Raw genomic sequence first — 21,435 nt, forward strand, 5'->3', positions numbered from 1 at the left:
GACATGGTTTGCAAAGTGGCGGAAACATATCCGCGCGTGGTCGGCGTCTCCGTAGCCGACGCTCAATCCGCCTGCACGTCTTTCCAGGAATCGAATGTCGCAGCTTGACCGCGACGGCATCCGATGCGGTCGACGAGATCCCAGACGATGGCGTTCTCGATATAGAAACGCCGCCCTGACTTGGCAATGCGAAGTCCGCGGTAGTCGGCGATAAAGCCGTTGGCCGCCACGGTATTCAACAGCCTGTCACGTTCCGCGCGATCGGGTGCCTCCGCCGAAAGGCGCGATGGCAAAGTGATGAACTCGTCCCATGAATATTCAAAACAGGCCTGGGCGGCGCGGTTTGCGTAGATAAAGCGCGGATCGGCGTCGGTATTGTGAGCAAGGACCACCGCCGGCGAGTGGTCATACAGCCATTCGGCACCCTGGCCTTCCGGCGTCAGGCGGCGTCCCACGCTTCGTTCGAAGCTTTCCGCCATCAATGCGTAAAATTCGAGATCGTAAGACAGGTCGAGTCCGGCGTCGTTGTAGTTGGCAATCATGCTGCGCATCCTGGATTGCGGCGAGAGATGTTGAACTGATGTTCTCGCTACAAAATCCTTTTGCGCTACAGAAAGCGCAAGCTCCAAATGCGACGCGGTCAAGCTGGCGACCGGGACTTCAGGCGTCATCCTGGAGGTAGCGTTCCGCGAGCCTTGCCCACATGGCTGCGCCAACCGTGAGGCTGGCATCGGCGAAATCATATTTGGGACTATGCAGGATGGCGGAATTCATGCCGTTGCCGAGACGCAGGAAGCTGCCCGGCTTGTGCTCGAGAAAGTGCGAGAAATCCTCGCTGCCGGGAATGAGCGGGCAGGTCGCGACCTTGTCTTCGCCGACCAGTTCCGCCGCGACGATCCGGGCAAAATCTGTCTCATCGGGCGAATTGACGACGACAGGATTGCCGCGATCGTAGTTGATCTCGATCGAAGCACCATGACCGTCCGATACCGAACGGGCGAGCTTGGTGATGCGTTCCTGCAGGAGGTCGCGAATGCCAGGCTCGAAGGAGCGCACGCTCAATGCGAGCTTGGCATACTCAGGAATGACGTTGACGGCATCGCCGGCATGGATCGTGCCGACAGTGATGACCGCCGTCTGGGTCGGGTCGAGGTTGCGCGAGATGATCGTCTGCAGCGAGACGACGAGGTTGCACGCCACGACCACGGGATCGATGGTCAGGTGCGGCCGCGAGGCATGGCCGCCTTTGCCCTTGATGGTAATCTCGACGGTGTCCGACGCCGCCATCATTGGGCCGGATCGCAGCAGGATGGTGCCTTCCGGAGCGCCGGGATGGTTGTGGAGGCCGAAGATGGCGTCGAACGGGAACCGTTCGAACAGGCCGTCGGCGATCATTGCCTGAGCGCCGCTATTCTTGCTCGCCTCTTCAGCAGGCTGGAAGATCAACGTCACCGTGCCGCTGAAGCGGCGGGTACGGGCCAGATATTCGGCGGCGCCGAGCAGCACGGTCGTGTGGCCGTCATGGCCGCAGGCGTGCATCTTGCCGGGGGTGCCGCTGGCATAGGCAAGTCCGGTTGCCTCGACGATCGGCAGCGCATCCATATCGGCGCGGATGGCGATGCCCTTGCTGCCCTTGCCGGCGCTGAGGCGGGCGACAACGCCGTGACCGCCGACATTGCGGGTCACGTCATAACCCCAGCCTTCCAGCTTTTCCGCGACAAAACGCGCTGTTTCCGCTTCCTCGAAGGAGAGTTCCGGATGGGCATGCAGGTGCTGGCGGGTCGCCTTCAGCTCCGCCTCCATGGCTTCGAAATCGGAAAGGCGGGCATAGGCATTGTCGAGCGTGGGCATGAAAACATCCAGTATTGGTCGAAAAGGACGATTGCTCCGGCCCGAGGGTCGAAGCAGCGAGCTGACACCGGTCAGAGAAAACGGGCGAGAAAAGCCTGGGTCCGGGGATGTTGTGGATTGCCGATGACATCCTCGGGCTTGCCCATTTCGACGACATTGCCGCCGTCCATGAACACCACCCGATCGGCCGCCTCACGGGCGAAACCGATCTCGTGGGTCACGACGATCATCGTCAGGCCCTGTTTGGCGAGATCGCGCATGGTGGCCAGCACTTCGCCGACGAGTTCTGGGTCGAGCGCCGAAGTAGGCTCATCGAACAGCATCAGCTTCGGCTTGATCGCCAGGGCGCGGGCGATGGCGACGCGCTGCTGCTGGCCGCCGGAGAGCTGGCGGGGATAGCTACCCGCCTTTTCCGATAGGCCGACCCGCTCCAAAAGCCGCATGGCGTTCTCGGTCGCGGCCTTACGACTTTCTCCGTGCACGCCGATCGGGGCCTCGACGATGTTCTGCAGCACCGTCATATGCGGATAGAGATTGAATTGCTGGAACACCATGCCAATCTTGCGCCGCTGGCTGGCGATCCCGTTGCTCGACAGCTTTTCCAGCCGGTCCTTGCGGAGACGGTAGCCGATCTGCTCGCCATCGACTTCGATAAACCCCTTATTGATCGCTTCGAGATGGTTGATGCAGCGCAGGAAGGTCGATTTTCCCGACCCGGACGGGCCGAGCACGACGACGACTTCACCCGGCATGACGTCGAGGTCGATCCCCTTCAGCACTTCGAGCTGGTCGAAGGACTTGTGGACGTTGCGGGCTCTGACGAGGGGCTTTGCAATTTCGGCACCGGTCAATGGCTTGCCTCCTCGGTAAGGGTCTCGGATTTGGCGGCAGCGGTGTTGTTGCGCCGTTCGCTGCGGCCGTAATAGGCCTCGATATAGCTCTGGCCGAGATTGAGGATGGAGGTGATAAGCAAGTACCAGAGGACCGCGACCAGCAGCATCGGGACGATCTCGAAGGTGCGATTATAGATCGACTGGACGGAATAGAGCAGATCGGCCATGGCGATGACGCTGACGAGCGAGGTTGCCTTGATCATGCTGATCAGCTGGTTGCCCGTCGGCGGCACGATCGAGCGCATCGCCTGAGGAATGATAATCCGCCACAGCGCCCTCGCCTTGGTCATGCCGAAGGCTTCCGCCGTCTCGAACTGGCCACGATCGACCGAGAGCAGGCCGCCACGAATGATCTCCGCCATGTAGGCCGCTTCGTTCAAGGCCAGGCCGACGATCGCCGCCGTCATCGGCGTAATCACCGAATTGGTCTCCCAGCTGGCGAGCGTCGGGCCGAACGGAATGGTGATCGAAAGTTCGGGAAAGAGGGTCGAGAGGTTGTACCAGAAGATCAGTTGCACCAGGAGCGGCGTGCCGCGAAAGAACCAGATGAACAGCGATGCCAGCGACCGAGCGAGCCGGTCATTCGACAGCCGGGCGATCGCCAGTCCGAGGCCGAGCACGATGCCGATGGCCATCGCGACCACCGTCAGGCCCAGGCTGACGTAAAGGCCGTTGATAACAGTCGGATCGAAGAAATAAGCCGCGACGACAGGCCAGCCGAAATTCTCGTTGTGGGCGACGATCCACAGGAAGTTTGCGGCAATCAGGAGCACTGCCACCCACAAGAGGAGCCGGCCCGTTGGAAAGGGCTTGTGGGCATGGGCAACATCCCGGAAGTCCGCACCGCCAGACGGCGATGCGGCAGTCGTGCGGTCATTGCTCATTTCGGCAGGGCTCCACCAAGATTGAGACCGGGCTGCTTGATCATGTTGTTCTCAAGACCCCACTTTTTCATGATGGCGGCATAGGCGCCGTTATCCATCAACGCCTTGATCGAGTCGAGCAGAACGGGGCCGAGCGGCGAGCCCTTCGGCACCACGGCGCCCTGATAGAGGTCGTCGAAGCCATTCTTCTGGCCGACGCCGCTCAATTCCAACTGGCCGTTTGCCTGAGACACGAAATAGGTCAAGGGTGCCTGCGAGGAGAAGAAGGCGTCGGCGCGTTTGGAGCGGACCGCCAGGATAGAGCTCGGCTGGTCGGTATAGGACTGCACTTCGACCGCAGGCTTGCCGTCCGTCTTGCACTTTTCGACCTGGGCCTGGATCACCTTTTCGGCGGAGCCGCCGGCCATGACAGCAATGCGATTGCCGCAGGCGCTGTCGAGCGAACCGATGGCCTTCGGATTGCCCTTCTGGACGGAGAAGACCACGTATTCCTGAACCCAGTCGACGAAATCATTGGCCTCTTCACGGGTTTTGAAGTCACCGATCGGGCCGAAGGCGAACTGGTATCGGCCGGAATTGATGCCGGCGAGCAATGCGGTCAGTCCACTGACGGTTTCGTGCTCGATCTCGACGCCGAGCATCTGGCCGATCGCATCGGTCAGGTCGGCGCTGGCGCCGGTCAATTTCGTGCCGGTGACGATTTCATAGGGCGGAAAGGAACCGTTGTTGACGGAGATCATCTTGCCGTCCGTGCGGATCTTCTCCGGCAGGCGGGCGCGAAGCGCGTCGTTGACGGTCTGTTTTGGTATGGCCGTTTCCTCAGCGAAGACCGAAGTCGTCATCATCAGACCCAGCAGGGCGGCGGAAGCGATCAGTTTCGAGTGCATGTCATTCCCCTTTTTTTGGTTTGCGAAAATCGTGATTCAACGATGAGGCCTGCGAAGAGTTTCCCCAGGCCTTGTTCATCGCGCCTTGGCGTGCCACGGAAACAACTCGGCGGGCGTCAAAAGGCGCGGCATGACTTTCTGTTCGTAAAGTTCTTCGGCAAAATCGGCGATCATTGCCTCGTTCTCGGCAAGCCCGCTGATGTTCCAGTTCGGCGGCAGGTCGGCCGCGCAGCGGCGCAGTTCGTCGATCATCCAGGGCGTGGTGTCGGCGTATTTCTCACGCTTTTCCAGCCACAGACGCTGGGACTCGTCGATCAGCTCGCTGAGTTCATCCATGATCCAGGGATTCTCCCTGACGATATCAGCCTTGAAGCCGATCAGATGCATGCCCGGGATATAGCCAACCTCGTGGAAGTAGGTGACCTCAGCGGCGCGGAAATCATCCAGCACCTGGCGGAGCGGCGATTCCTGATCGAAGAAACCCTTCGGCATGAAAGGCGTGAACACGGCATCGAGCCCGCCATCCAGCAGCAGATCGACCATCGGACGCTCGCCGGGAGCAGCCTCGATACGGCCGGGCCGTCCAAAACCATCGAGCCGGTCGGCGATCGGATGAGCTTCCGTCAGGCGCCCGGCATACCACATGGCATCCTCGACGCCGACGCCTTCCCGGCGCAACGCAGCACGGGTCCAGATGTTTCCGGAATCGCGCCAGCCGGTCACGCCGATCTTCTTGCCGGCCAGATCGGAGAGCTTGCGGATCGGACTATCCTTGGTGGTGATGATGCAGCGATGGCGGAAGCCGCGCATGATGAAGTTCGGCATGCCCAGAACCCGATCATCGCCATCATGACGCATCTGCGAATAGCGGCTGAAGGACATTTCCGCGGCGTCATGCGCCGCATCATCGGCGAGGCTGGAGACCAGCGTGCCGACGCGATCCACTTTGATATCGAGGCGGGAAGAACTGACATCTCCGAGGACGAGCGGTGTCATGTAATCCCAGTCCCGGAGGGCGATGCGAAGCGTCACAGGCATGCAAAAACTCACTAAAATGGCTCGACGAGCGGCAAATTAAATGTTCAAAATGCATAGTACAAATGTTATTACGTTATTGAACATTTAAAGTGAGAGAAAAATGGGCGATACGGTCGAAGCCTCCTGGTTTGCCGAAAAAATAGCCGACCGCAGTATCAGGGGGATCGCTCTCGAAACGAGCGCGCTGATCCGTGCCGGTGTCCTGCCCATTGGGACGCGCCTGCCGGCGATCCGCGATATCGCTTACGAATTGCATGTCAGCCCGGCGACGATCTCCGAAGCCTGGAGCGAATTGCGGCGGCAGAAGATCATCAGCGGCCGGGGGCGCAACGGCACCTGGGTCAGCGGTGACCGCTTTGTCGCCAAGCCGGAACGCCTCGCCAGCTCGGGAAATTATGCGGCAGGTGTGCTCGACCTCACCTTAGCCGGGCCGGATGCAGCACTTCTTCCGCGGCTCGCCGAAGCGATGGCCTATGGCGCGTCCGTCGATGACCTCAACAGCTATGAGCGCAGCCGGATCGTCCCTGAGTTGAAGGACGCCGTTTCAGAGCGATGGCCCTATGAGGCGGAAGCCTTTCTGGCGACCAATGGCGGTTACAACGCCGTCTATACGATATTGCATGCACTGGTTTCCTCGGGTTCGTCGGTCGCGATCGAACATCCGACCGGGATGCGGCTGCTCGATATTCTGGAAGATCTCGGCGTAAAAATCATCCCTGTCGCCTGCGACGGCGAAGGCCCGCTGCCGGATTCGCTGCGCGAAGCATTGCAGCAACGTCCGGCGGCTTTCCTGTTCCAGCCGCGGTTGCATTCGGTGACCGGCGTTACGGTCAGTTCATCCCGCCTCGATCAGCTCGGCGATGTGCTGGAAGACAGCGATACGCTTATCATCGAGGATGACGGCGTCGGCGACGTGTCGGCGGCACCTCCGCAGTCGCTCGGCGACCGATTTGCGGAGCGGACGATCCATATCCTCTCACTCTCGAAAAGCCTCGGCCCGGATCTGCGTCTCGCAGTTCTGTCGAGTTCCGCGCCGATCGTCGACCAGATCCAGTCTTACCGTTCCTTCAGCGCCGGCTGGACCAGCCGTATCGTGCAAGGTGCCGCCGCCTGGCTATTGCGCGATCCGGCAACCTTGCAGCTTATCGCCGAGGCGCGCGAGATCTATCGGCAGAGGCGCGACGCTCTTGCCGATGCGCTCAGCGAACGGGGAATACCGATACCACCAAGCCAGGGCCTGTGCCTCTGGGTGCCCGTCGTCTCCGAACCATTCGCGATGGTGACGCTTGCCGCACGCAATATCGCCGTCAACCCGGGCAGCAAATTCTCCGTCCTGCCAAGCAGTCATATTCGCGTGGCGACCAGCACGCTCAGCGATCGCTGCGAGGAAGCCGCCGATGCGATCGCGCTGGCTCATGCGCCGTGAACGGCTGGGCCGCACCAGGTCTCTGATCCCCGTTCATTCCGCGCAAGTCCGGAACTACTTTCCCTCAAGCCATTCCTGCAGTTCTGCCTCAGCCCGCTCCAGAGCGCTGTAGTTCAGGAGTTTGCGCAGGAAAGCGACGGTGACGGCGCGGGCGCGCAAATTGAAGCGGCCGTCCTCGTGGTCGTCGCCGGCGCTCTGGTAGACGTCGAGCTTGTCGTAGAGCTGCTGCAGGCGGTTCTGCACGCTGCGCAGGGAAAGGCCCCGACGTTTGGCGATGGCCCGGTCGGTGAGGCCGAGCGCGATATCGACAAGGATCTCGTATTCGGAATCGGTAAAGCCGTTCGTCTGGCCGAGGCTCTTTTGCTGCAGGCCCCGCACCTCGCGGTCGATGACGCACTGGCTCTCGATGAAGATCGAGCGCAGCGCAAGCTTCAGCCGCTCGTCGGAGGCGGATTTCAGCACATAGCCATAGGCGGCGCCATCCGGCACGATGCGCGAGACGCCCCGTACGTAGGCCTCGTCCGAGTAATTCGACCAGAACAGGATGCGGGTCTCCGGCCGCTCCTTCCAGATGGTGCGCGCCGCCTCGATGCCGTTGCGGTTTGCCATCTGCAGGTCCATGACGATATGCGCCGACTTGTGGTCGCGGGCGAGCTTCTCGCCGACGGTTCCATTCTCCGCCTCGATCACCGTATCGCATTCCGGCAGAGCCGCGTTGACCGCCTCGTGCAGATAGGACCGGTGCAGCGGGTCGTCCTCGACGATCAGAACCTTCATTGCGCCCTTCTCCTCAGTTTGGCCCGATTGCCGGGTGGTTCGGTACGAGCGGTAGCACGACGCGCACCACAGTGCCGCGATTGTTGTGGCCGGGGCCGGTCGTGAACCGCGCCGAAATCAGCCGCGCACGGGTCTTCATATTGTCGATGCCGCCGCCGATCCGTCCCCGCGCCTTGGTGAGCCCGGTCCCGTCGTCGGAGATTTCGATCGACAGCCGCTCCTCGTCGGCCTCAAGCCGCACCATAACGGCCAGGGGCGCGGCATGGCGCACCGCATTGTTGATCGCTTCCTGGGCAATCCGAAACAGCGCGACGCTGACGGTCGGTTCCAGTCGCTCCAGTGCGCCGTGCGTCTCGTCGACAAGGCCCCATTCGATCCCCGATCCGCTGTCGCGGGTCGATCGGTCCAGATGATGTTCGATCGCTTGGGCGAGGCCGAAGAGCTGGAGCACGGAGGGTTTTGCCTGCTCGATGATCTGCCGCAGATCCTGCATGCAATGCTGCAGGGAACGGGAGATCGGCTCCAGCGTCTCGGGCGCCACCTCGCCGTGGCGCGACAGTCGATCGATCCGGCGGGCGAGCCGCGTCAGGTCGGCGAGCGTCTGGTCGTGCAGGTCCATGCCGATGCGCTGGCGTTCCTGCTCCAGGGCTTCGGTCAATTTCAGTGCACCTTGCCGCAAGCCCTCCTCGCGGGCGCGGGCCTCTGCCTCGACAATGGCCGAGCGTTGCGCCTGCTCGGCCGCCTGCAGCGCGAAGAAATAGGGCGTCAGCAGGTCGGCGATGATGCGGGCGCGTTCGATATCCTCCATCGTATAGACGCCCGCCCGGTGCGACGAGCAGGAAAGCGCCGCGATGATCGTGCCCTGCACCTTCATCGGCACATGCAAGCGGCTTCTCAGCGACTGTTCGACGATCGGCCGCTTGAACGCGCCCTCGAAGTGGAAACGAGGGTCGGTCATGGCGTCGTCCGCCAGCAGAAAATCCACCTCGCCCCAGAGCAGCGCGCGGATGGGGCTGTTGACAACAGGCGCACCGGCAAGCCCGCCCCAGGCGGTCTCGATGCCCGTCTCGTAGGCCGTGTGGTAGTTACCGCCCTCAAGCAGCACGCAGACATCGAGGTGGTCGTGCGGGATGATATGGGCGACCTCGGCCGCGACGGAACGGATAGCCGAGCGGAAGTCGAGCTGGCCCGCGAGCAGCCGGGAAATGCCGAGATAATGGTCGAACATGGCTGCGGGTACGAGATGCAGCATCGTCAGTTCCTCCCCGAGGCGGCAGCAGGCTCCTCAACCCGCCGCGACCCTTCGCAGTAAGCGCCCGCGGAAGCGCCGCCGTCTTGCGTAAACCCGCAGCTTGTTGCGCAAATCCCGCAAACGGATTGCCGCCTTGCCCCTGTACAGGCCGGTCGATCTCCCGCATCCTGCCCTTACTGAGAGGAGGAAGCTCAGTGCAAGAACAATTTTCACTCGGACCCAATTGGGCCGGCAGGAGTGAAGCGATCCGCCGACCAGCGCGATCATCAGGGAGGAAGACATGACAATCCGTAAGATGCTTCTGGCATCGGCCGCTATTGCTTGCGCCGCGATGCCCGTTTCCGCCTTTGCCGAGACATCGGCCAAGAAAATCGCCCTTTCCAACAACTATGCCGGCAATTCGTGGCGCCAGGCCATGCTGACGAGTTGGGGCAAGGTGACGGGCGAAGCCGTGAAGGCCGGCACCGTTGCCGCAGCCGACCCTTTCACCACCGCCGAGAACCAGGCGACGGAACAGGCCGCGCAGATCCAGAACATGATCCTGCAGGGTTATGACGCCATCGTGCTGAACGCCGCCTCGCCGACGGCGCTGAACGGTGCGGTCAAGGAAGCCTGCGACGCCGGGATCACCGTCGTGTCCTTCGATGGTATCGTCACCGAACCCTGCGCCTGGCGTATCGCCGTCAACTTCAAGGAAATGGGCCGCAGTGAAGTCGAGTACTTATCGAAGAAACTTCCGGACGGCGGCAACCTGCTCGAGATCCGCGGCCTTGCCGGTGTCTTCGTCGACGACGAAATCTCGGCGGGCATCCACGACGGTGTCAAGCAGTTCCCGCAGTTCAAGATTGTTGGCTCCGTTCACGGCGACTGGGCACAAGACGTGGCGCAGAAGGCTGTTGCCGGCATCCTGCCGAGCCTGCCCGACATCGCCGGCGTCGTAACGCAGGGCGGTGACGGCTATGGCGCCGCACAGGCGATTGCCGCAACCGACCGGAAGATGCCGATCATTATCATGGGCAACCGCGAGGACGAACTGAAGTGGTGGAAGGAGCAGAAGGACGCGAAGAGCTACGAGACCATGTCCGTATCCATCGCGCCAGGCGTCTCCACACTCGCTTTCTGGGTGGCCCAGCAGATCCTCGACGGTAAGGAAGTCAAGAAGGACCTCGTCGTGCCCTTCCTGCGCATCGACCAGGACAATCTCGAAACCAACCTCGCCAATACCCAGGCCGGCGGCGTCGCCAACGTGGAATACACGCAGGCAGACGCAATCAAGGTCATCGAGTCCGCAAAGTAATTCTCCCGGCGACTGCCGCGCATCCGCAGAAGGTCGCGCGGCATTTTTTTTCAAGCAGGCATGGCGGGCAGCATGGATGACGTTTTGAAGGCGGTGATCGCCGTCGATGGCGCCAAGGTGAGTTTCGGCGCAGTCAGGGCACTCGATGGCGTGACCCTTCGCGTCATGCCGGGCGAATGCGTCGGGCTTGTCGGACACAATGGCGCCGGCAAGTCCACCATCGTCAGCGTCATCAACGGCGGTCTCACACCGCACGAAGGAGGTGTGGCAAGCGACGGCGAACGGCTGGAGCGTTATGGCATCAACGCTGCGCGTGCCCGCGGTGTGCGCTGCGTCTTCCAGGAGCTTTCGCTCTGCCCCAACCTTTCGATCGTCGAGAACACGCGCATCATGCATCGCCATCTCGGAGGCTTCGGCTGGCGAAGGCGCGCCGCACAAATCATCGAAACGAGCCTCGACGCCGTCTTTCCCGGCCATGGCATCGACAGCAGCCGGGCCGTGGGGGATCTTTCGATCGCCGAGCGGCAGATGGTCGAGATATCAATGGCCTTTTCCGACGCCGGCATTGCGCCGCGTCTGGTGATCCTCGACGAACCGACCTCGTCGCTCGATGCAAGCCTTGCCCGGCAGATGCTCGACCATGTCCGCCGCTTCATCGCCACGGGCGGGTCCGTCATCTTCATCTCTCATATCCTGCACGAGATCCTCGAAACCTCCGACCGCATCGTCGTCATGAAGGACGGCCGCGTCGTCGCCGAGCGCCCGGCGCAGGGCTTCGACCATCACGGCCTCGTCGAAGCAATGGGCACTGTTGCGAAGGAGGAAACCAAGCGCTCGGCCCGCGAACAATCCATCGCTCCGCTCGTTCTGTCCCATCAGGCGAAGGGTCTTCCCTTTGCGGCCCGCAAGGGCGAGATCATCGGACTGGCGGGTCTGGCCGGCCATGGGCAGACCGAGCTCCTGCTTGCCCTGCATGCCGCCCAGTCGAGCAACTGGCTGCCCCAGCGCGATCCGCTCGTCACCTTCGTTGCCGGCGACCGCCGCCTAAACGGCGTCTTCGAACTCTGGAGCATCCTGCGCAACTTCTCCATCGCCTCGCTCGGTGACCTCTCCCGGCGCGGCCTCATCCTCGCGGGCGAAGAAGAGGCGAAGGGCGCCGACTGGAAGCGGCGGATCGAGATCCGCACGCCCCATATGGACAACCGCATCCTGTCGCTTTCGGGCGGCAACCAGCAGAAGGTGCTCTTTGCCCGCGCGCTTGCAACGCGCGCACCTGTCGTCCTGATGGACGATCCGATGCGCGGTGTCGACGTCGGCACCAAGCAGGAGGTCTACGCGATCATCCGCGAGGAAGCGGCGCGCGGCCGCACCTTCATCTGGTACTCGACCGAGATGGACGAGGTTCGCCTCTGCGACCGCGTCTACGTCTTCCGCGAAGGCCGCATCACGGCCGAACTCGCCGGCGACGCGGTCAACGAGAAGAACATCATCGCCGCCTCCTTCGAAGGGGTCGCCGCATGACGTTCCGGCTGTCGTCCGACGCCCTGCGTCTAGCCATTCCCGCCCTATCGCTGACGCTGCTGCTCGCCGCCGTCTTCTGGCTGCAGCCGCGCGCCATGAGCTATGTCGGGCTCAACCTGCTGTTCAACCTGGCTGTGCCGATCGCGCTTGCGACGATCGCCCAGATGATCGTGATGGCGGTCAACGATCTCGATCTCTCGATGGGCGCCTTCGTCAGCTTCGTCGCCTGCGTCACCGCGACCTTTCTGCGGGATGCCCCGGTGATCGGCGTGCTGATCCTGGCCGGCGCGATCGCAACCTATGCGGGCCTCGGCGTCGTCATCTATCTACGCAACCTGCCGTCCATTGTCGTGACCCTTGGCATGAGCTTCGTCTGGGGTGGCCTTGCCGTCCTGCTGCTGCCGGCACCGGGCGGACAGGCGCCGGACTGGGTGCGCTGGCTGATGACCGTCAAGCCGCCGCTGGCGCCGATGGCGATCGTCGCCAGCATCGTCATCGCCTTGGTCGCCCACCTTCTCGTCATGCGGTCGTCGCTCGGCGTGCTGATGCGCGGCATTGGCGGTAACCAGCGTTCGGTCGAGCGCGCCGGCTGGTCGATTGTCGGGGCGCGCGCTGCCGCCTATGGTCTTGCCGGCCTCTTTGCGGTGCTCGCCGGCATCGCCCTCGTCGGCCTGACGACCTCGGCTGATGCCAATATCGCGTTGCGCTACACGCTGCTGTCGATCGCCGGCGTGATCCTCGGCGGCGGCGAGTTCATCGGCGGCCGCGTTTCCCCGATCGGCGCCGTCATCGGCGCGCTGACACTGACTCTTGCCGGCTCGTTCCTGTCCTTCCTGCGCATTTCGCCGGACTGGCAGATCGGGGCTCAGGGCGCGATCCTGATCATCGTGCTGGCACTTCGGCTGATGCTGAACCGCCTGGAGAAGCGGGAGAAACGCCGATGACCCCGCTCCTGCGCCTGTTCCGCAAACCCTGGATCTGGTCGTGGCTTGCCGCCTTTGTCGTCTGGTTCCTGACGATCATGGTGACGTTCGGCGCCAGCACGCTTGGCCTGTCGCAGGCAGCACTCACCTTCGCGGCTTTCTCGGTCATCGTCGGCATCGGCCAGATGTTCGTCATCACGCTCGGCCCCGGCAACATCGATCTCTCGGTTCCCGCCACCATGACGCTTGCCGGCACGGTTGCGCTGAAGCTGATGAATGTCGAAAACGGCATGATCCTGCCCGGGCTTCTCGTCGCCATCGTCATCGGCCTTGTCGTCGGCCTCGGCAATTATGCGCTCATCAAGGCGCTGCGCATTCCGCCGATCATCGCCACGCTTTCCATGAGCTTCATCGTCCAGTCCGCAGCGATCTGGACGAACCGCGGATTGCGCATCAAGCCGCCGAGCGTGCTGGCGGAGTTCACCACGTCGAACACGCTCGGCGTGCCGAATGTGGCGATCGTCGCATTCCTGATCTCGCTGCTGGCCTGGTTCCTGCTCGAGAAGACGATCTACGGACGCTGGATCTCGGCGATCGGGCAGAGCATGCCGGCAGCGCGCATGGCCGGCATACCGGTCGATGGCACGCGTCTCGTCACCTACCTTTTCTGTGCGGTTCTCGCATCGGTCGCAGGCTATCTGCTCGCCTGTTTCTCCGGCGGCGCGGCGCTCAACATGGGCACGGAATATCTGCTGATGTCGATCGCCGTCGTCGTGATCGGCGGCACGGCGGTTGCCGGCGGCGATTCCAACGTACCGGGCATCTGGGGCGCATCGCTCTTCATGTTCCTGGTCGTCTCCATGCTCAATACTTATGGGTTCGGCGCGGGCATCCGCCTGATCATGACCGGCCTTATCATCATCAGCGTTATCATGCTCGCCGGCGGTCGCCGGGCCGGCATGCGATAAACGGGAAAACCGCCATGGCCGAGGCCAGCATTTACGAAATCCACGACCCGCGCTTCCGGCAGATGATCGTGACCAGTGCCGGTCTGGACGAACTCTATTCCGGCTGCCGCTGGGCGGAGGGTCCCGTCTGGTTCAACGATGCGAACCAGCTGCTGTGGAGCGACATTCCCAACCAGCGCATGCTGCGTTGGACGCCCGAGAGCGGCGTCTCCGTCTATCGCCAACCCTCCAACTTCACCAACGGCCATACGCGCGACAGGCTGGGACGGTTGATCTCCTGCGAACATGGCGCGCGCCGTGTCACCCGCACCGAGATCGACGGCTCGATCACCGTCCTTGCCGACCGTTTCGAGGGCGCCCGGCTCAATTCGCCGAACGATGTGGTGGTGAAATCAGACGGCTCGATCTGGTTCACCGACCCAACCTACGGTATCATGTCGGACTATGAAGGTTATCGCGCCGAGCCGGAGCAAGCTACCCGCAACGTCTACCGGCTCGATCCGACGACCGGGGCGCTTTCCGCAGTCGTCACGGATTTCATTCAGCCGAACGGCCTCGCCTTCTCGCCCGACGAGACAATCCTCTATGTGGCGGATTCGGCCGCCAGCCATGACGAAAGCCTGCCGCGCCACATCCGCGCTTTCGACGTGATCGACGGCATCAGGCTGGCAAACGGCCGCGTCTTCTGCCTGATCGACAACGGCATTCCTGACGGCATCCGCACGGACGTGAACGGGAACCTTTGGTCGAGTGCGGCCGATGGCGTGCACTGCTTCGACCCGGCGGGTACACTGATCGGCAAGATCCGGGTACCGCAGACCGTCGCCAACCTCACCTTCGGCGGGCCTCAACGCAACCGTTTGTTTATTGCGGCGACGCGGTCGGTTTATTCGGTTTATGTGGCGGTGAGTGGGGCTCAGGTGCCGTGAGGTCGCAATACAAACCGTTGCTACAAAAAGCTCGGCGGCCCGCCCCGTATGCTGGCCGCCGAGTGCACATAAATCTCTTCATCATATGGGCTGATTGAACCCTCCGCTCGTAAGGCCATGCATTTCCCGGATCAGATCGGCCGCCCGCTCTCCGATGACAACACAAGGCGCCATCGTGTTGCCGGTGGTGATGCGAGGCATGATCGAGGAGTCTGCGATGCGAAGGCCATCAATACCGTACACTTTGAGCTCGTTATCGACCACCGACATGCTGTCGCGTCCCATCTTGGCTGTGCAGGATTGATGCCAGTAGGTGACGGCCGATCTGCGGATGAAGTCAATCATTCCCGATCGATCGCGCGCGCCTGGCGCTGTCTCTCCCGTCACCAGCGGCGTAAACGCTTCGCTGTTTCCCAGTTCCCGGCATAGCTCCACCGCGACCAGGGCAGCAGCCATGTCTTCTGGTTCACTCAAAGAGTTGGGTTCGATTAGGATGGGGTCATTTGTATCCGGGCCGGAGAGCCGTAGTCGACCACGGCTTTGCGGTTGGGCGAGACCGCTAAACATTGTCCAGCCATGTTCGGGCGTTTGGAGACCCGTCTCGATCGGCGAAGGCACGGCGAACTCCAACTGGCACTGAAGAATGTCCGGCTGGGCAAGACGCGAGTCGCTTTTCCAATATAGTTTTGCTTCGCAGCCGCTACCACCGATGGTTTCAGGCTTTCGATATGCCCAGGTGCAGCCGAATGCGAGGTGATCCTGATGATTGCGACCAACACCAGGTAAGTGCTGAACGACAGGAATGCCATGAGCTTGTAACTCATCTTCCGGGCCTATACCCGACTGCATCAAGACTTTCGGCGTGTTGATCGCGCCAAGCGACAGCACCGTCTCGCAACGCGCCGTGAACTGACGTCGCTGACCATCGACAAGAACCTCGACACCAATCACCCGCTTGCCATCGAAGATGAGACGCGTGACCAGGGCATCGGTCAGCACCGTCAGGTTCGGCCGCGACATGAGCGGACGGACATAGGATCCGAACACGGATTCCCGCTTGCCATCTCGGATCCGCAGTTCAGCGATCGATGCCCCTCTGTCGGCGCCTAGGCTGTTGGCACTGTCCCTCCATCGATCGTATATTCGGTACCAGTGATTGATGCAGCCCGGTCCGAAGCGAGGAAGGCAATCAGGTTTGCGACCTCTTCCGGCTTTGCCGGACGCCCCAGCGGAATGCCGCCCAGCCCGTCCATGATGATCTTTTTGCCCCCCTCAAGGTCAGTTCCGGCCTGCTTCGCCAGGCGCTCTGCAAGGTGGACCGAAGCTTCCGTTTCGATCCAGCCCGGCGACACCCGAACGACACGAACACCTTTGGGCGAAACTTCCTTCGACATCGCCTTGCTGTAAGTGGAAAGTGCTGCCTTGGCTGCAGCATAGGCGGTCGTCGATTCTGGAAGCGGCAGGACTCTCTGGATGGATGTCACATGCACCACCACACCGTTTCCTTGAGCGACCATGCCCGGAACCAGTTGCCGATCCAGGCGAACGGCTGGAAAAAGGTTGAGCGACAGCTCCTTATGCCAGTCGTCTTCCGACAGTGCAGAAAATCCACCTCCGGCCGCTGAAGAGCCACCGAGCATATGGACGATGACGTCGACGCCGCCAAGGCGCCGCCGCGTGGCCTCTGCGACGATTGCACATCCCTCTTCCGTGGTCAGGTCCGCCTCGACGAACATTTCTTCCGACAGGCTTTCCGGACGGCCCCGCGCTGTCGTCAGCACCTTTGCGCCTAGCTCCCGAAACAGGCTGACGGTTGCAGCGCCGGTACCTTTTGTTCCAGCGGTAATGAGTGCGCGTTTGCCCCTCAGGTTGAGAAAGTCGGTCATGACCGGATCTCCAGCCAGACGATCCTGTCGTCCTTGAGGGTGAAGCCGTGGGTGAGCATCACCGGGCTACCGGGAAACTGGCCGCTCACCCTTGCTCGGACGATTGCTTTGTTGCCGTCAATCGCGGATTCCACGGGTTCTGCACGGTATTGGGTGGCCTTCTTCGCCGCCACCCACCACTCGCGGATTGCGGCGACGCCTTGATGGTGCGCTCCTTCGTCTTCGACGACGGCTTCGATCGCAAAGGTGTCCAGCAGCGCATCCGCGTCATTGCGACGGTCTGCTTCAAAGTACGTGTTTATGATACCGGGCATGTCCATTGTGTTCTCCTCATAATCTAACCGATACTTATCCCTCGACCATTGCGTAAATAAGTGGGATAAACCGGCATGCGATGATGAACAGATCGGGACGATGGAGCTATCCAGCCTGAAGGAACTTGAAGCGGCCATTGCAATTGCCAGGCGCGGGACTTTTCGAGCAGCGGCCATTGATCTCGGTATGTCCACGACCGCGTTGAGCCATACGATAAGCAGGCTCGAGGCGGGACTTGGCGTGCGGTTGTTTAACCGCACCACCCGCAGTGTGTCGCTGACGGATGCCGGCCGGTTGTTTGTGCAGCAGGTTGGGCCCACGCTTCAGGATCTCCATGCTGCTCTGGATCTGGTACGCTCCCACCGCGAGACTCCTTCCGGTACGATACGGATCAACGCAGCGCCATTTGCGGCGCGCGCCATCGTCTCACCGCTCGTGCTGGAGTTCCTGCGCCGCTATCCCGACATGAATGTTGATATCGTTACCGAGGGTAAAATGGTCGATATCGTCAAGGACGGGTTCGATCTGGGCGTCAGGGTAGAAGGCCTCGTTCCCAGCGACATGATTGCCGTTTCGCTCGGCCGGCCTCAGCGACACGCAGTGGTTGGGTCGCCCGAGTATTTCGAGAAACATGGTAAGCCCACGGTGCCTCCGGATCTTCTCAGTCACAGGTGCATTCGTGTTCGCCTGCCAGACGGCTCCTTGTTTCGATGGCGGTTCGAAAAGGACGGCGAGTCGTTGCAGATCGACGTGCGGGGGCCAATCGCACTCGACGAGACCAGTCTTACGCGGACTGCTGTGATCGAAAGCGCCGGCGTGGGCTATCTCTTTGAACAGGACATTCTCTCGGACATAGAGGCGGGGCGCGTTGTGCGCGTTTTGAAAGATTGGACGCCGCCGTATCCAGGGCTATGTCTATACTATCCTGGACGCCGAAATCTATCGGCTGGCGTCCGAGCATTCCTCGACTTAGCTCGTGAGTTCTCCCGAAAAGTGGGTTGACCCACTGCCTTCACCTTGAACGGTTTAGAACCGTTGGCGGTGAACCCTCCTGCGTCGCTCCTGCCTACCGCCCGCCTACTACTGCGCCGGTTCCAGCATCGCGCAATCTTCCCCGCCGTTGCACTCTCCCGAGAGGGTGCGCTGACCGAGCGCAATGATAAGGACGGTTGCGGCCCCGGCGGCTGCAGACACCCAGAATCCGCTCTGGGGACCGTAGCTGTCGACGACCCAGCCGGAGACGAAAGCGCCGAGCGCCATGCCGATGCCGATGCCGGTCATTACCCAGGTGACGCCTTCCGTCAGCACCGATTCCGGCACGCGACGCTCAATCAGTCCGAAGGCCGTAATAAAGGTCGGCGAGATTGCGATGCCACTGACGAAGACGGCCACAGCAAGCAGGGTTACCGAACTGCCGGCGACGAGCAGCGGCAGCGAGGTCAGGGCGAGGATCGCAACAGCGATCAACAACTGACGGTGCAAGGGGATGCGGATATTTAGCGCGCCGAGGGTCAAACCCACTAGGAAGGAACCGAGGGCATAGACACCGATGACCAGGCTTGCGGCATTCGGCTGACCAAGCTCCTTGGTGATGGCGACAACACTCACTTCAGCGGTTGCGAAGATCGCGCCGACGAAGATCAGCGCGAGTGTGATGATCTGCACCGGGCGCTGGCGGATCGCAGAGCCAACCGAAGCCGCGCCGGCGACATGACGCACCTTCGGCTCGGTGCCGCGCTGCACGATGAAGGCGGCCGTTCCGAGCGCCAGAAAAGCTGTGCTCACTATCATGCCGGCCTCCGGGAATAGGGCGACGGCCAGCCCGACCGACAGCGAGGCGCCGGCGATGTAGACCAGTTCGTCCGCGGCACTTTCGAACGCGAAGGCGGTGTTGAGTTCGGGCCGGTTGCGAAAGAGTTCCGTCCAGCGCGCCCGCATCAGCGCCGGAATGCTTGGCATGGCCGCCGCGAGGAAGGCAGAGGCAAATAGCGTCCACACCGGCCAGTTCTGATTGGCCGCGGTGATCAGCGCGATGAACGCCATCACCGATACCATGGTTGTTGGAACGACGACTGCCGTCTGGCCCAGTCGGTCGACCGCTCGCGAAATCTGCGGTGAAATCACAGCATTGGTGAGCGCATAGGTCGCCGACACGGCGCCTGCCAGCCAATATTCGCCACGTGCCTGGGAAAGCATGGCGACGATGCCAATCGGCGCCATGGCGATAGGAAGGCGTGCGAAAAAGCCGGCTGCGGAGAAGCCCTTGGCCCCAGGTGCCGCGAATATTTGTTTATACGGATTTGACATGGGACGATCCTTCCAGATATCGGATAGAACGCTTATATACGGAGCGTATGTGTTCTAGATAATGCATACGTTCCGTATGTCAATGAAAAAGATACGCGGCGTATGCCAATGGAGAAGAGATGCGCAAACCGCGCCAGGAGATGATCGCAGAGACCCGCGGCAAACTGATCGCAGCCGGGCGGCGTGCCTTTGGCACGATCGGCTACGCGGAAGCCTCGATGGACGATTTCACCGGCGAAGCGGGACTGACGCGCGGCGCCCTCTATCACCACTTCGGTGACAAGACGGGCCTGCTCCAGGCCGTCATCATCGAAATCGATGCAGAAATGACGGACCGGCTGAACGAGGTCTCGGCCGCCGCTCCCACGCGCTGGCAGGGATTTGTCGACGAGTGCTCCGCCTATATCGAAATGGCGCTTGAGCCTGAAATCCAGCGTATCATGTTTCGCGATGGCCCGGCTGTGCTCGGCGATATCTCGCAATGGCAGAACACCCCCGGCTGCATCGCCGCCCTCTCCCGCAGCCTCGACCGTCTCAAGGCCGATGGCGAGATCATCGATATCGACACCGAAACCGCCGCTCGCCTCATCAATGGCGCTAGCAGCCATATGGCGCTGTGGATCGCCAATGCGGAGAATCCGGAGGCGGTTTCGAAGCGGGCGGTCGCGGGATTCAAGGCTATGTTGGGCAGCCTCCGCAGGCAGCAAGGAGGTGTTTGATTTTCTATTCAGGCGCCATCGGGCCTGGGTCGTTCCCTTGACGATCGCGTTCCTGCCGCTGTGTAGCCACCGCTCCACACTCTGATACGTTTTTGGCATTTCCTGAAACATGCCAGATACCCAGACCCGTCAGACATCACTCCGTCACGAAATGTCGCCCTGGGCGACAAGAACATGGAGTGCCACATGAAGAAGTTTGACAATATTTTCGCCTGGCGCCGGCTTGCCCGCGGAGCAATGGTGATGGCGGTTGGACCGATGTTGCTGTTCCCAGCCGGTTACCTTGTGCCGGCGAGTGCCGCCGACGTCACATCGGACGGGCCGGCGACGCCGATCGAGGCCGACGAAACGATCCGCCCGTTCCAGATCCACGTTCCGCAGTCACAGCTTGACGATCTGCGCAAGCGCGTTGCCGAAACGCGTTGGCCAGACAAGGAGACCGTGAGCGACACCTCGCAAGGCATCCAGCTTTCGCGCGTCCAGGATCTGGTCCGTTACTGGGGCACTGATTACGATTGGCGCAAAGCCGAGGCGGAGCTCAATGCACTTCCGGAATTCATCACGAAGATCGACGGCGTCGATATCCAGTTCATCCATGTGCGATCGCGTCATCCCAACGCCCTTCCGGTCATTTTGACCCATGGTTGGCCGGGTTCGACCTTCGAGTTCATCAAGGCGATCGGCCCTCTTACCGATCCGACTGCCTATGGCGGTAAAGAGGAGGACGCATTTGATGTCGTCATCCCTTCGATCCCCGGCTACGGCTTTTCGGGTAAGCCGACGGAGCTTGGCTGGGGCCCCGACCGCGTTGCGCGGGCATGGGACATCCTGATGAAGCGGCTCGGCTACGCGCACTACGTTTCCCAGGGTGGCGACCATGGTTCCGTTATCTCCGACGCGCTGGCGCGCCAGGCACCGAAGGGTTTGCTTGGTATCCATCTCAACATGCCGGCGACCGTTCCGGGCAATCTCACCAAGGCGATCAACAGTGGAGACCCGGCTCCCGCAGGGCTGTCGGCGCCCGAGCGGGATGCCTATGAATCCCTGAGCACCTTTTTTGGCCGGAATGCCGCCTATGGGGCCGTGATGGTGACGCGTCCGCAGACGATCGGCTACTCGCTTTCCGACTCGCCGTCGGGCCTGGCTGCCTGGATCTACGAAAAATTTGCGCAGTGGAGCGATAGCGAGGGCATTCCCGAGCGTGTTTTTTCCAAGGACGAAATGCTGAATGACATCACATTGTACTGGCTGACCAACACTGGGGCATCCTCGTCGCGGTTCTATTGGGAAAACAACAACAACAACTTCAGCTCAGACGCCCAGAAGACCAAAGAGATCAAGATCCCGGTGGCAATCAGCGTATTCCCAAAGGAGATCTACCAGGCGCCGGAGAGTTGGAGCAAGCAGGCCTATCCCACGCTGCATTACTACCACCGTGTCGATATGGGCGGTCACTTCGCCGCTTGGGAACAGCCCCAGCTTTTCGCTGAGGAACTGCGAGAGGCATTCAGACCGGTGCGCTGATCCATCGGCTGCAGAATGACGGCTTGGCATATCCGCGG

Annotated in this window: 20 protein-coding genes and 1 pseudogene; 9 read left to right on the forward strand and 12 right to left on the reverse strand. The window is 61.6% G+C overall.

The features are described 5' to 3' along the window. Window positions 1-62 precede the first annotated feature (62 nt). From ACM5SV_RS24475 to ACM5SV_RS24500, 6 genes are all read right to left on the reverse strand, one after another. Window positions 63-542 (reverse strand): MEKHLA domain-containing protein, encoded by a 480-nt coding sequence (locus ACM5SV_RS24475; RefSeq protein WP_012755699.1) that lies wholly within the window; start codon window positions 540-542, stop codon window positions 63-65. 118 nt (window positions 543-660) lie between these two features. Next, on the reverse strand, window positions 661-1,851 hold the full coding sequence (locus ACM5SV_RS24480) for a M20 aminoacylase family protein (protein ID WP_012755700.1): 1,191 nt from the start codon (window positions 1,849-1,851) through the stop codon (window positions 661-663). A 71-nt stretch (window positions 1,852-1,922) separates the two neighbouring features. Next, the gene (locus ACM5SV_RS24485; RefSeq protein ID WP_017996144.1) at window positions 1,923-2,702 is read right to left on the reverse strand and encodes an amino acid ABC transporter ATP-binding protein; all 780 of its coding nucleotides are present in this window, start codon (window positions 2,700-2,702) and stop codon (window positions 1,923-1,925) included. After that, window positions 2,699-3,628 (reverse strand): amino acid ABC transporter permease, encoded by a 930-nt coding sequence (locus ACM5SV_RS24490; protein ID WP_017996143.1) that lies wholly within the window; start codon window positions 3,626-3,628, stop codon window positions 2,699-2,701. Before ACM5SV_RS24490 ends, ACM5SV_RS24485 begins: the two co-directional genes overlap by 4 nt. Beyond that, window positions 3,625-4,515 carry an ABC transporter substrate-binding protein gene (locus tag ACM5SV_RS24495; RefSeq protein WP_128406667.1) on the reverse strand — a complete coding sequence of 297 codons (891 nt, stop codon included), beginning with the start codon at window positions 4,513-4,515 and terminating at the stop codon, window positions 3,625-3,627. The genes ACM5SV_RS24490 and ACM5SV_RS24495 overlap by 4 nt, the downstream gene beginning before the upstream one ends. A 75-nt stretch (window positions 4,516-4,590) precedes the next feature. Next, window positions 4,591-5,553, reverse strand: coding sequence for an ABC transporter substrate-binding protein (locus tag ACM5SV_RS24500; RefSeq protein WP_419425431.1), 963 nt, complete (start codon window positions 5,551-5,553; stop codon window positions 4,591-4,593). Window positions 5,554-5,653: 100 nt separating this feature from the next. Here ACM5SV_RS24500 and ACM5SV_RS24505 point away from each other — a divergent pair, with 100 nt between their 5' ends. Continuing rightward, complete coding sequence (locus ACM5SV_RS24505; RefSeq protein ID WP_128406666.1) at window positions 5,654-6,979, forward strand: PLP-dependent aminotransferase family protein; 1,326 nt, start codon at window positions 5,654-5,656, stop codon at window positions 6,977-6,979. Between the two features lie 54 nt (window positions 6,980-7,033). On the opposite strand, the gene ACM5SV_RS24510 is transcribed toward ACM5SV_RS24505, so the two are convergent. Then, window positions 7,034-7,756: a response regulator transcription factor gene (locus ACM5SV_RS24510; protein ID WP_003562390.1), complete on the reverse strand. Its 723-nt coding sequence runs from the start codon at window positions 7,754-7,756 to the stop codon at window positions 7,034-7,036. A 13-nt stretch (window positions 7,757-7,769) separates the two neighbouring features. Beyond that, window positions 7,770-9,008: a GAF domain-containing sensor histidine kinase gene (locus tag ACM5SV_RS24515; RefSeq protein ID WP_003562389.1), complete on the reverse strand. Its 1,239-nt coding sequence runs from the start codon at window positions 9,006-9,008 to the stop codon at window positions 7,770-7,772. A gap of 280 nt (window positions 9,009-9,288) precedes the next feature. Between ACM5SV_RS24515 and ACM5SV_RS24520 the strand changes: the two genes are divergently transcribed. The 5 genes from ACM5SV_RS24520 to ACM5SV_RS24540 all read left to right on the forward strand — a co-directional run bounded on the left by ACM5SV_RS24520 (window position 9,289) and on the right by ACM5SV_RS24540 (window position 14,646). Then, a complete protein-coding gene (locus ACM5SV_RS24520) occupies window positions 9,289-10,305 on the forward strand; it encodes an ABC transporter substrate-binding protein (protein WP_003562388.1) in 1,017 nt (338 codons plus the stop codon). A gap of 72 nt (window positions 10,306-10,377) precedes the next feature. Beyond that, entirely contained in the window at window positions 10,378-11,826 is a 1,449-nt protein-coding gene (locus ACM5SV_RS24525) for a sugar ABC transporter ATP-binding protein (protein WP_032996975.1), read from the forward strand. Beyond that, entirely contained in the window at window positions 11,823-12,770 is a 948-nt protein-coding gene (locus ACM5SV_RS24530; RefSeq protein ID WP_003550647.1) for an ABC transporter permease, read from the forward strand. The genes ACM5SV_RS24525 and ACM5SV_RS24530 overlap by 4 nt, the downstream gene beginning before the upstream one ends. Beyond that, a complete protein-coding gene (locus ACM5SV_RS24535) occupies window positions 12,767-13,717 on the forward strand; it encodes an ABC transporter permease (RefSeq protein ID WP_017996139.1) in 951 nt (316 codons plus the stop codon). Before ACM5SV_RS24530 ends, ACM5SV_RS24535 begins: the two co-directional genes overlap by 4 nt. A 14-nt stretch (window positions 13,718-13,731) precedes the next feature. Next, entirely contained in the window at window positions 13,732-14,646 is a 915-nt protein-coding gene (locus ACM5SV_RS24540) for an SMP-30/gluconolactonase/LRE family protein (RefSeq protein WP_017996138.1), read from the forward strand. Between the two features lie 81 nt (window positions 14,647-14,727). Here the strand turns inward: ACM5SV_RS24540 and ACM5SV_RS24545 are convergent. The 3 genes and pseudogenes from ACM5SV_RS24545 to ACM5SV_RS24555 all read right to left on the reverse strand — a co-directional run. Beyond that, window positions 14,728-15,744 (reverse strand): annotated as a pseudogene (locus ACM5SV_RS24545) (GMC family oxidoreductase); the annotation flags it as partial. 8 nt (window positions 15,745-15,752) lie between these two features. Continuing rightward, window positions 15,753-16,532, reverse strand: coding sequence for an SDR family oxidoreductase (locus ACM5SV_RS24550; RefSeq protein ID WP_017996136.1), 780 nt, complete (start codon window positions 16,530-16,532; stop codon window positions 15,753-15,755). Further along, window positions 16,529-16,852 carry a nuclear transport factor 2 family protein gene (locus ACM5SV_RS24555; RefSeq protein WP_017996135.1) on the reverse strand — a complete coding sequence of 108 codons (324 nt, stop codon included), beginning with the start codon at window positions 16,850-16,852 and terminating at the stop codon, window positions 16,529-16,531. Before ACM5SV_RS24555 ends, ACM5SV_RS24550 begins: the two co-directional genes overlap by 4 nt. Window positions 16,853-16,946: 94 nt before the next feature. Between ACM5SV_RS24555 and ACM5SV_RS24560 the strand changes: the two genes are divergently transcribed. Beyond that, on the forward strand, window positions 16,947-17,849 hold the full coding sequence (locus ACM5SV_RS24560; protein ID WP_017996134.1) for a LysR family transcriptional regulator: 903 nt from the start codon (window positions 16,947-16,949) through the stop codon (window positions 17,847-17,849). A gap of 78 nt (window positions 17,850-17,927) precedes the next feature. Here the strand turns inward: ACM5SV_RS24560 and ACM5SV_RS24565 are convergent, their stop codons facing one another. Then, window positions 17,928-19,154 carry an MFS transporter gene (locus tag ACM5SV_RS24565; RefSeq protein ID WP_017996133.1) on the reverse strand — a complete coding sequence of 409 codons (1,227 nt, stop codon included), beginning with the start codon at window positions 19,152-19,154 and terminating at the stop codon, window positions 17,928-17,930. Between the two features lie 119 nt (window positions 19,155-19,273). Between ACM5SV_RS24565 and ACM5SV_RS24570 the strand changes: the two genes are divergently transcribed. Together ACM5SV_RS24570 and ACM5SV_RS24575 are read left to right on the forward strand one after the other, a co-directional pair. Beyond that, window positions 19,274-19,873: a TetR/AcrR family transcriptional regulator gene (locus ACM5SV_RS24570; RefSeq protein WP_012755140.1), complete on the forward strand. Its 600-nt coding sequence runs from the start codon at window positions 19,274-19,276 to the stop codon at window positions 19,871-19,873. Window positions 19,874-20,059: 186 nt separating this feature from the next. Beyond that, window positions 20,060-21,397 (forward strand): epoxide hydrolase family protein, encoded by a 1,338-nt coding sequence (locus tag ACM5SV_RS24575; protein WP_222051617.1) that lies wholly within the window; start codon window positions 20,060-20,062, stop codon window positions 21,395-21,397. Window positions 21,398-21,435 lie beyond the last annotated feature (38 nt).

The organism is Rhizobium sp. CRRU65, assembly GCF_048551595.1.
GTDB classification, from domain to species: Bacteria; Pseudomonadota; Alphaproteobacteria; order Rhizobiales; family Rhizobiaceae; genus Rhizobium; species Rhizobium leguminosarum_J.

Excerpts from the sequence above, each read along its gene's own strand:
- ACM5SV_RS24475 (WP_012755699.1), bottom strand. The coding sequence starts at position 542 with ATGATTGCCAACTACAACGACGCCGGACTCGACCTGTCTTACGATCTC.
- ACM5SV_RS24480 (WP_012755700.1), bottom strand. The coding sequence starts at position 1,851 with ATGCCCACGCTCGACAATGCCTATGCCCGCCTTTCCGATTTCGAAGCC.
- ACM5SV_RS24490 (WP_017996143.1), bottom strand. The coding sequence starts at position 3,628 with ATGAGCAATGACCGCACGACTGCCGCATCGCCGTCTGGCGGTGCGGAC.
- ACM5SV_RS24495 (WP_128406667.1), bottom strand. The coding sequence starts at position 4,515 with ATGCACTCGAAACTGATCGCTTCCGCCGCCCTGCTGGGTCTGATGATG.
- ACM5SV_RS24500 (WP_419425431.1), bottom strand. The coding sequence starts at position 5,553 with ATGCCTGTGACGCTTCGCATCGCCCTCCGGGACTGGGATTACATGACA.
- ACM5SV_RS24505 (WP_128406666.1), top strand. The coding sequence starts at position 5,654 with ATGGGCGATACGGTCGAAGCCTCCTGGTTTGCCGAAAAAATAGCCGAC.
- ACM5SV_RS24510 (WP_003562390.1), bottom strand. The coding sequence starts at position 7,756 with ATGAAGGTTCTGATCGTCGAGGACGACCCGCTGCACCGGTCCTATCTG.
- ACM5SV_RS24515 (WP_003562389.1), bottom strand. The coding sequence starts at position 9,008 with ATGCTGCATCTCGTACCCGCAGCCATGTTCGACCATTATCTCGGCATT.
- ACM5SV_RS24520 (WP_003562388.1), top strand. The coding sequence starts at position 9,289 with ATGACAATCCGTAAGATGCTTCTGGCATCGGCCGCTATTGCTTGCGCC.
- ACM5SV_RS24525 (WP_032996975.1), top strand. The coding sequence starts at position 10,378 with ATGGATGACGTTTTGAAGGCGGTGATCGCCGTCGATGGCGCCAAGGTG.
- ACM5SV_RS24530 (WP_003550647.1), top strand. The coding sequence starts at position 11,823 with ATGACGTTCCGGCTGTCGTCCGACGCCCTGCGTCTAGCCATTCCCGCC.
- ACM5SV_RS24535 (WP_017996139.1), top strand. The coding sequence starts at position 12,767 with ATGACCCCGCTCCTGCGCCTGTTCCGCAAACCCTGGATCTGGTCGTGG.
- ACM5SV_RS24540 (WP_017996138.1), top strand. The coding sequence starts at position 13,732 with ATGGCCGAGGCCAGCATTTACGAAATCCACGACCCGCGCTTCCGGCAG.
- ACM5SV_RS24550 (WP_017996136.1), bottom strand. The coding sequence starts at position 16,532 with ATGACCGACTTTCTCAACCTGAGGGGCAAACGCGCACTCATTACCGCT.
- ACM5SV_RS24555 (WP_017996135.1), bottom strand. The coding sequence starts at position 16,852 with ATGGACATGCCCGGTATCATAAACACGTACTTTGAAGCAGACCGTCGC.
- ACM5SV_RS24560 (WP_017996134.1), top strand. The coding sequence starts at position 16,947 with ATGGAGCTATCCAGCCTGAAGGAACTTGAAGCGGCCATTGCAATTGCC.
- ACM5SV_RS24565 (WP_017996133.1), bottom strand. The coding sequence starts at position 19,154 with ATGTCAAATCCGTATAAACAAATATTCGCGGCACCTGGGGCCAAGGGC.
- ACM5SV_RS24570 (WP_012755140.1), top strand. The coding sequence starts at position 19,274 with ATGCGCAAACCGCGCCAGGAGATGATCGCAGAGACCCGCGGCAAACTG.
- ACM5SV_RS24575 (WP_222051617.1), top strand. The coding sequence starts at position 20,060 with ATGAAGAAGTTTGACAATATTTTCGCCTGGCGCCGGCTTGCCCGCGGA.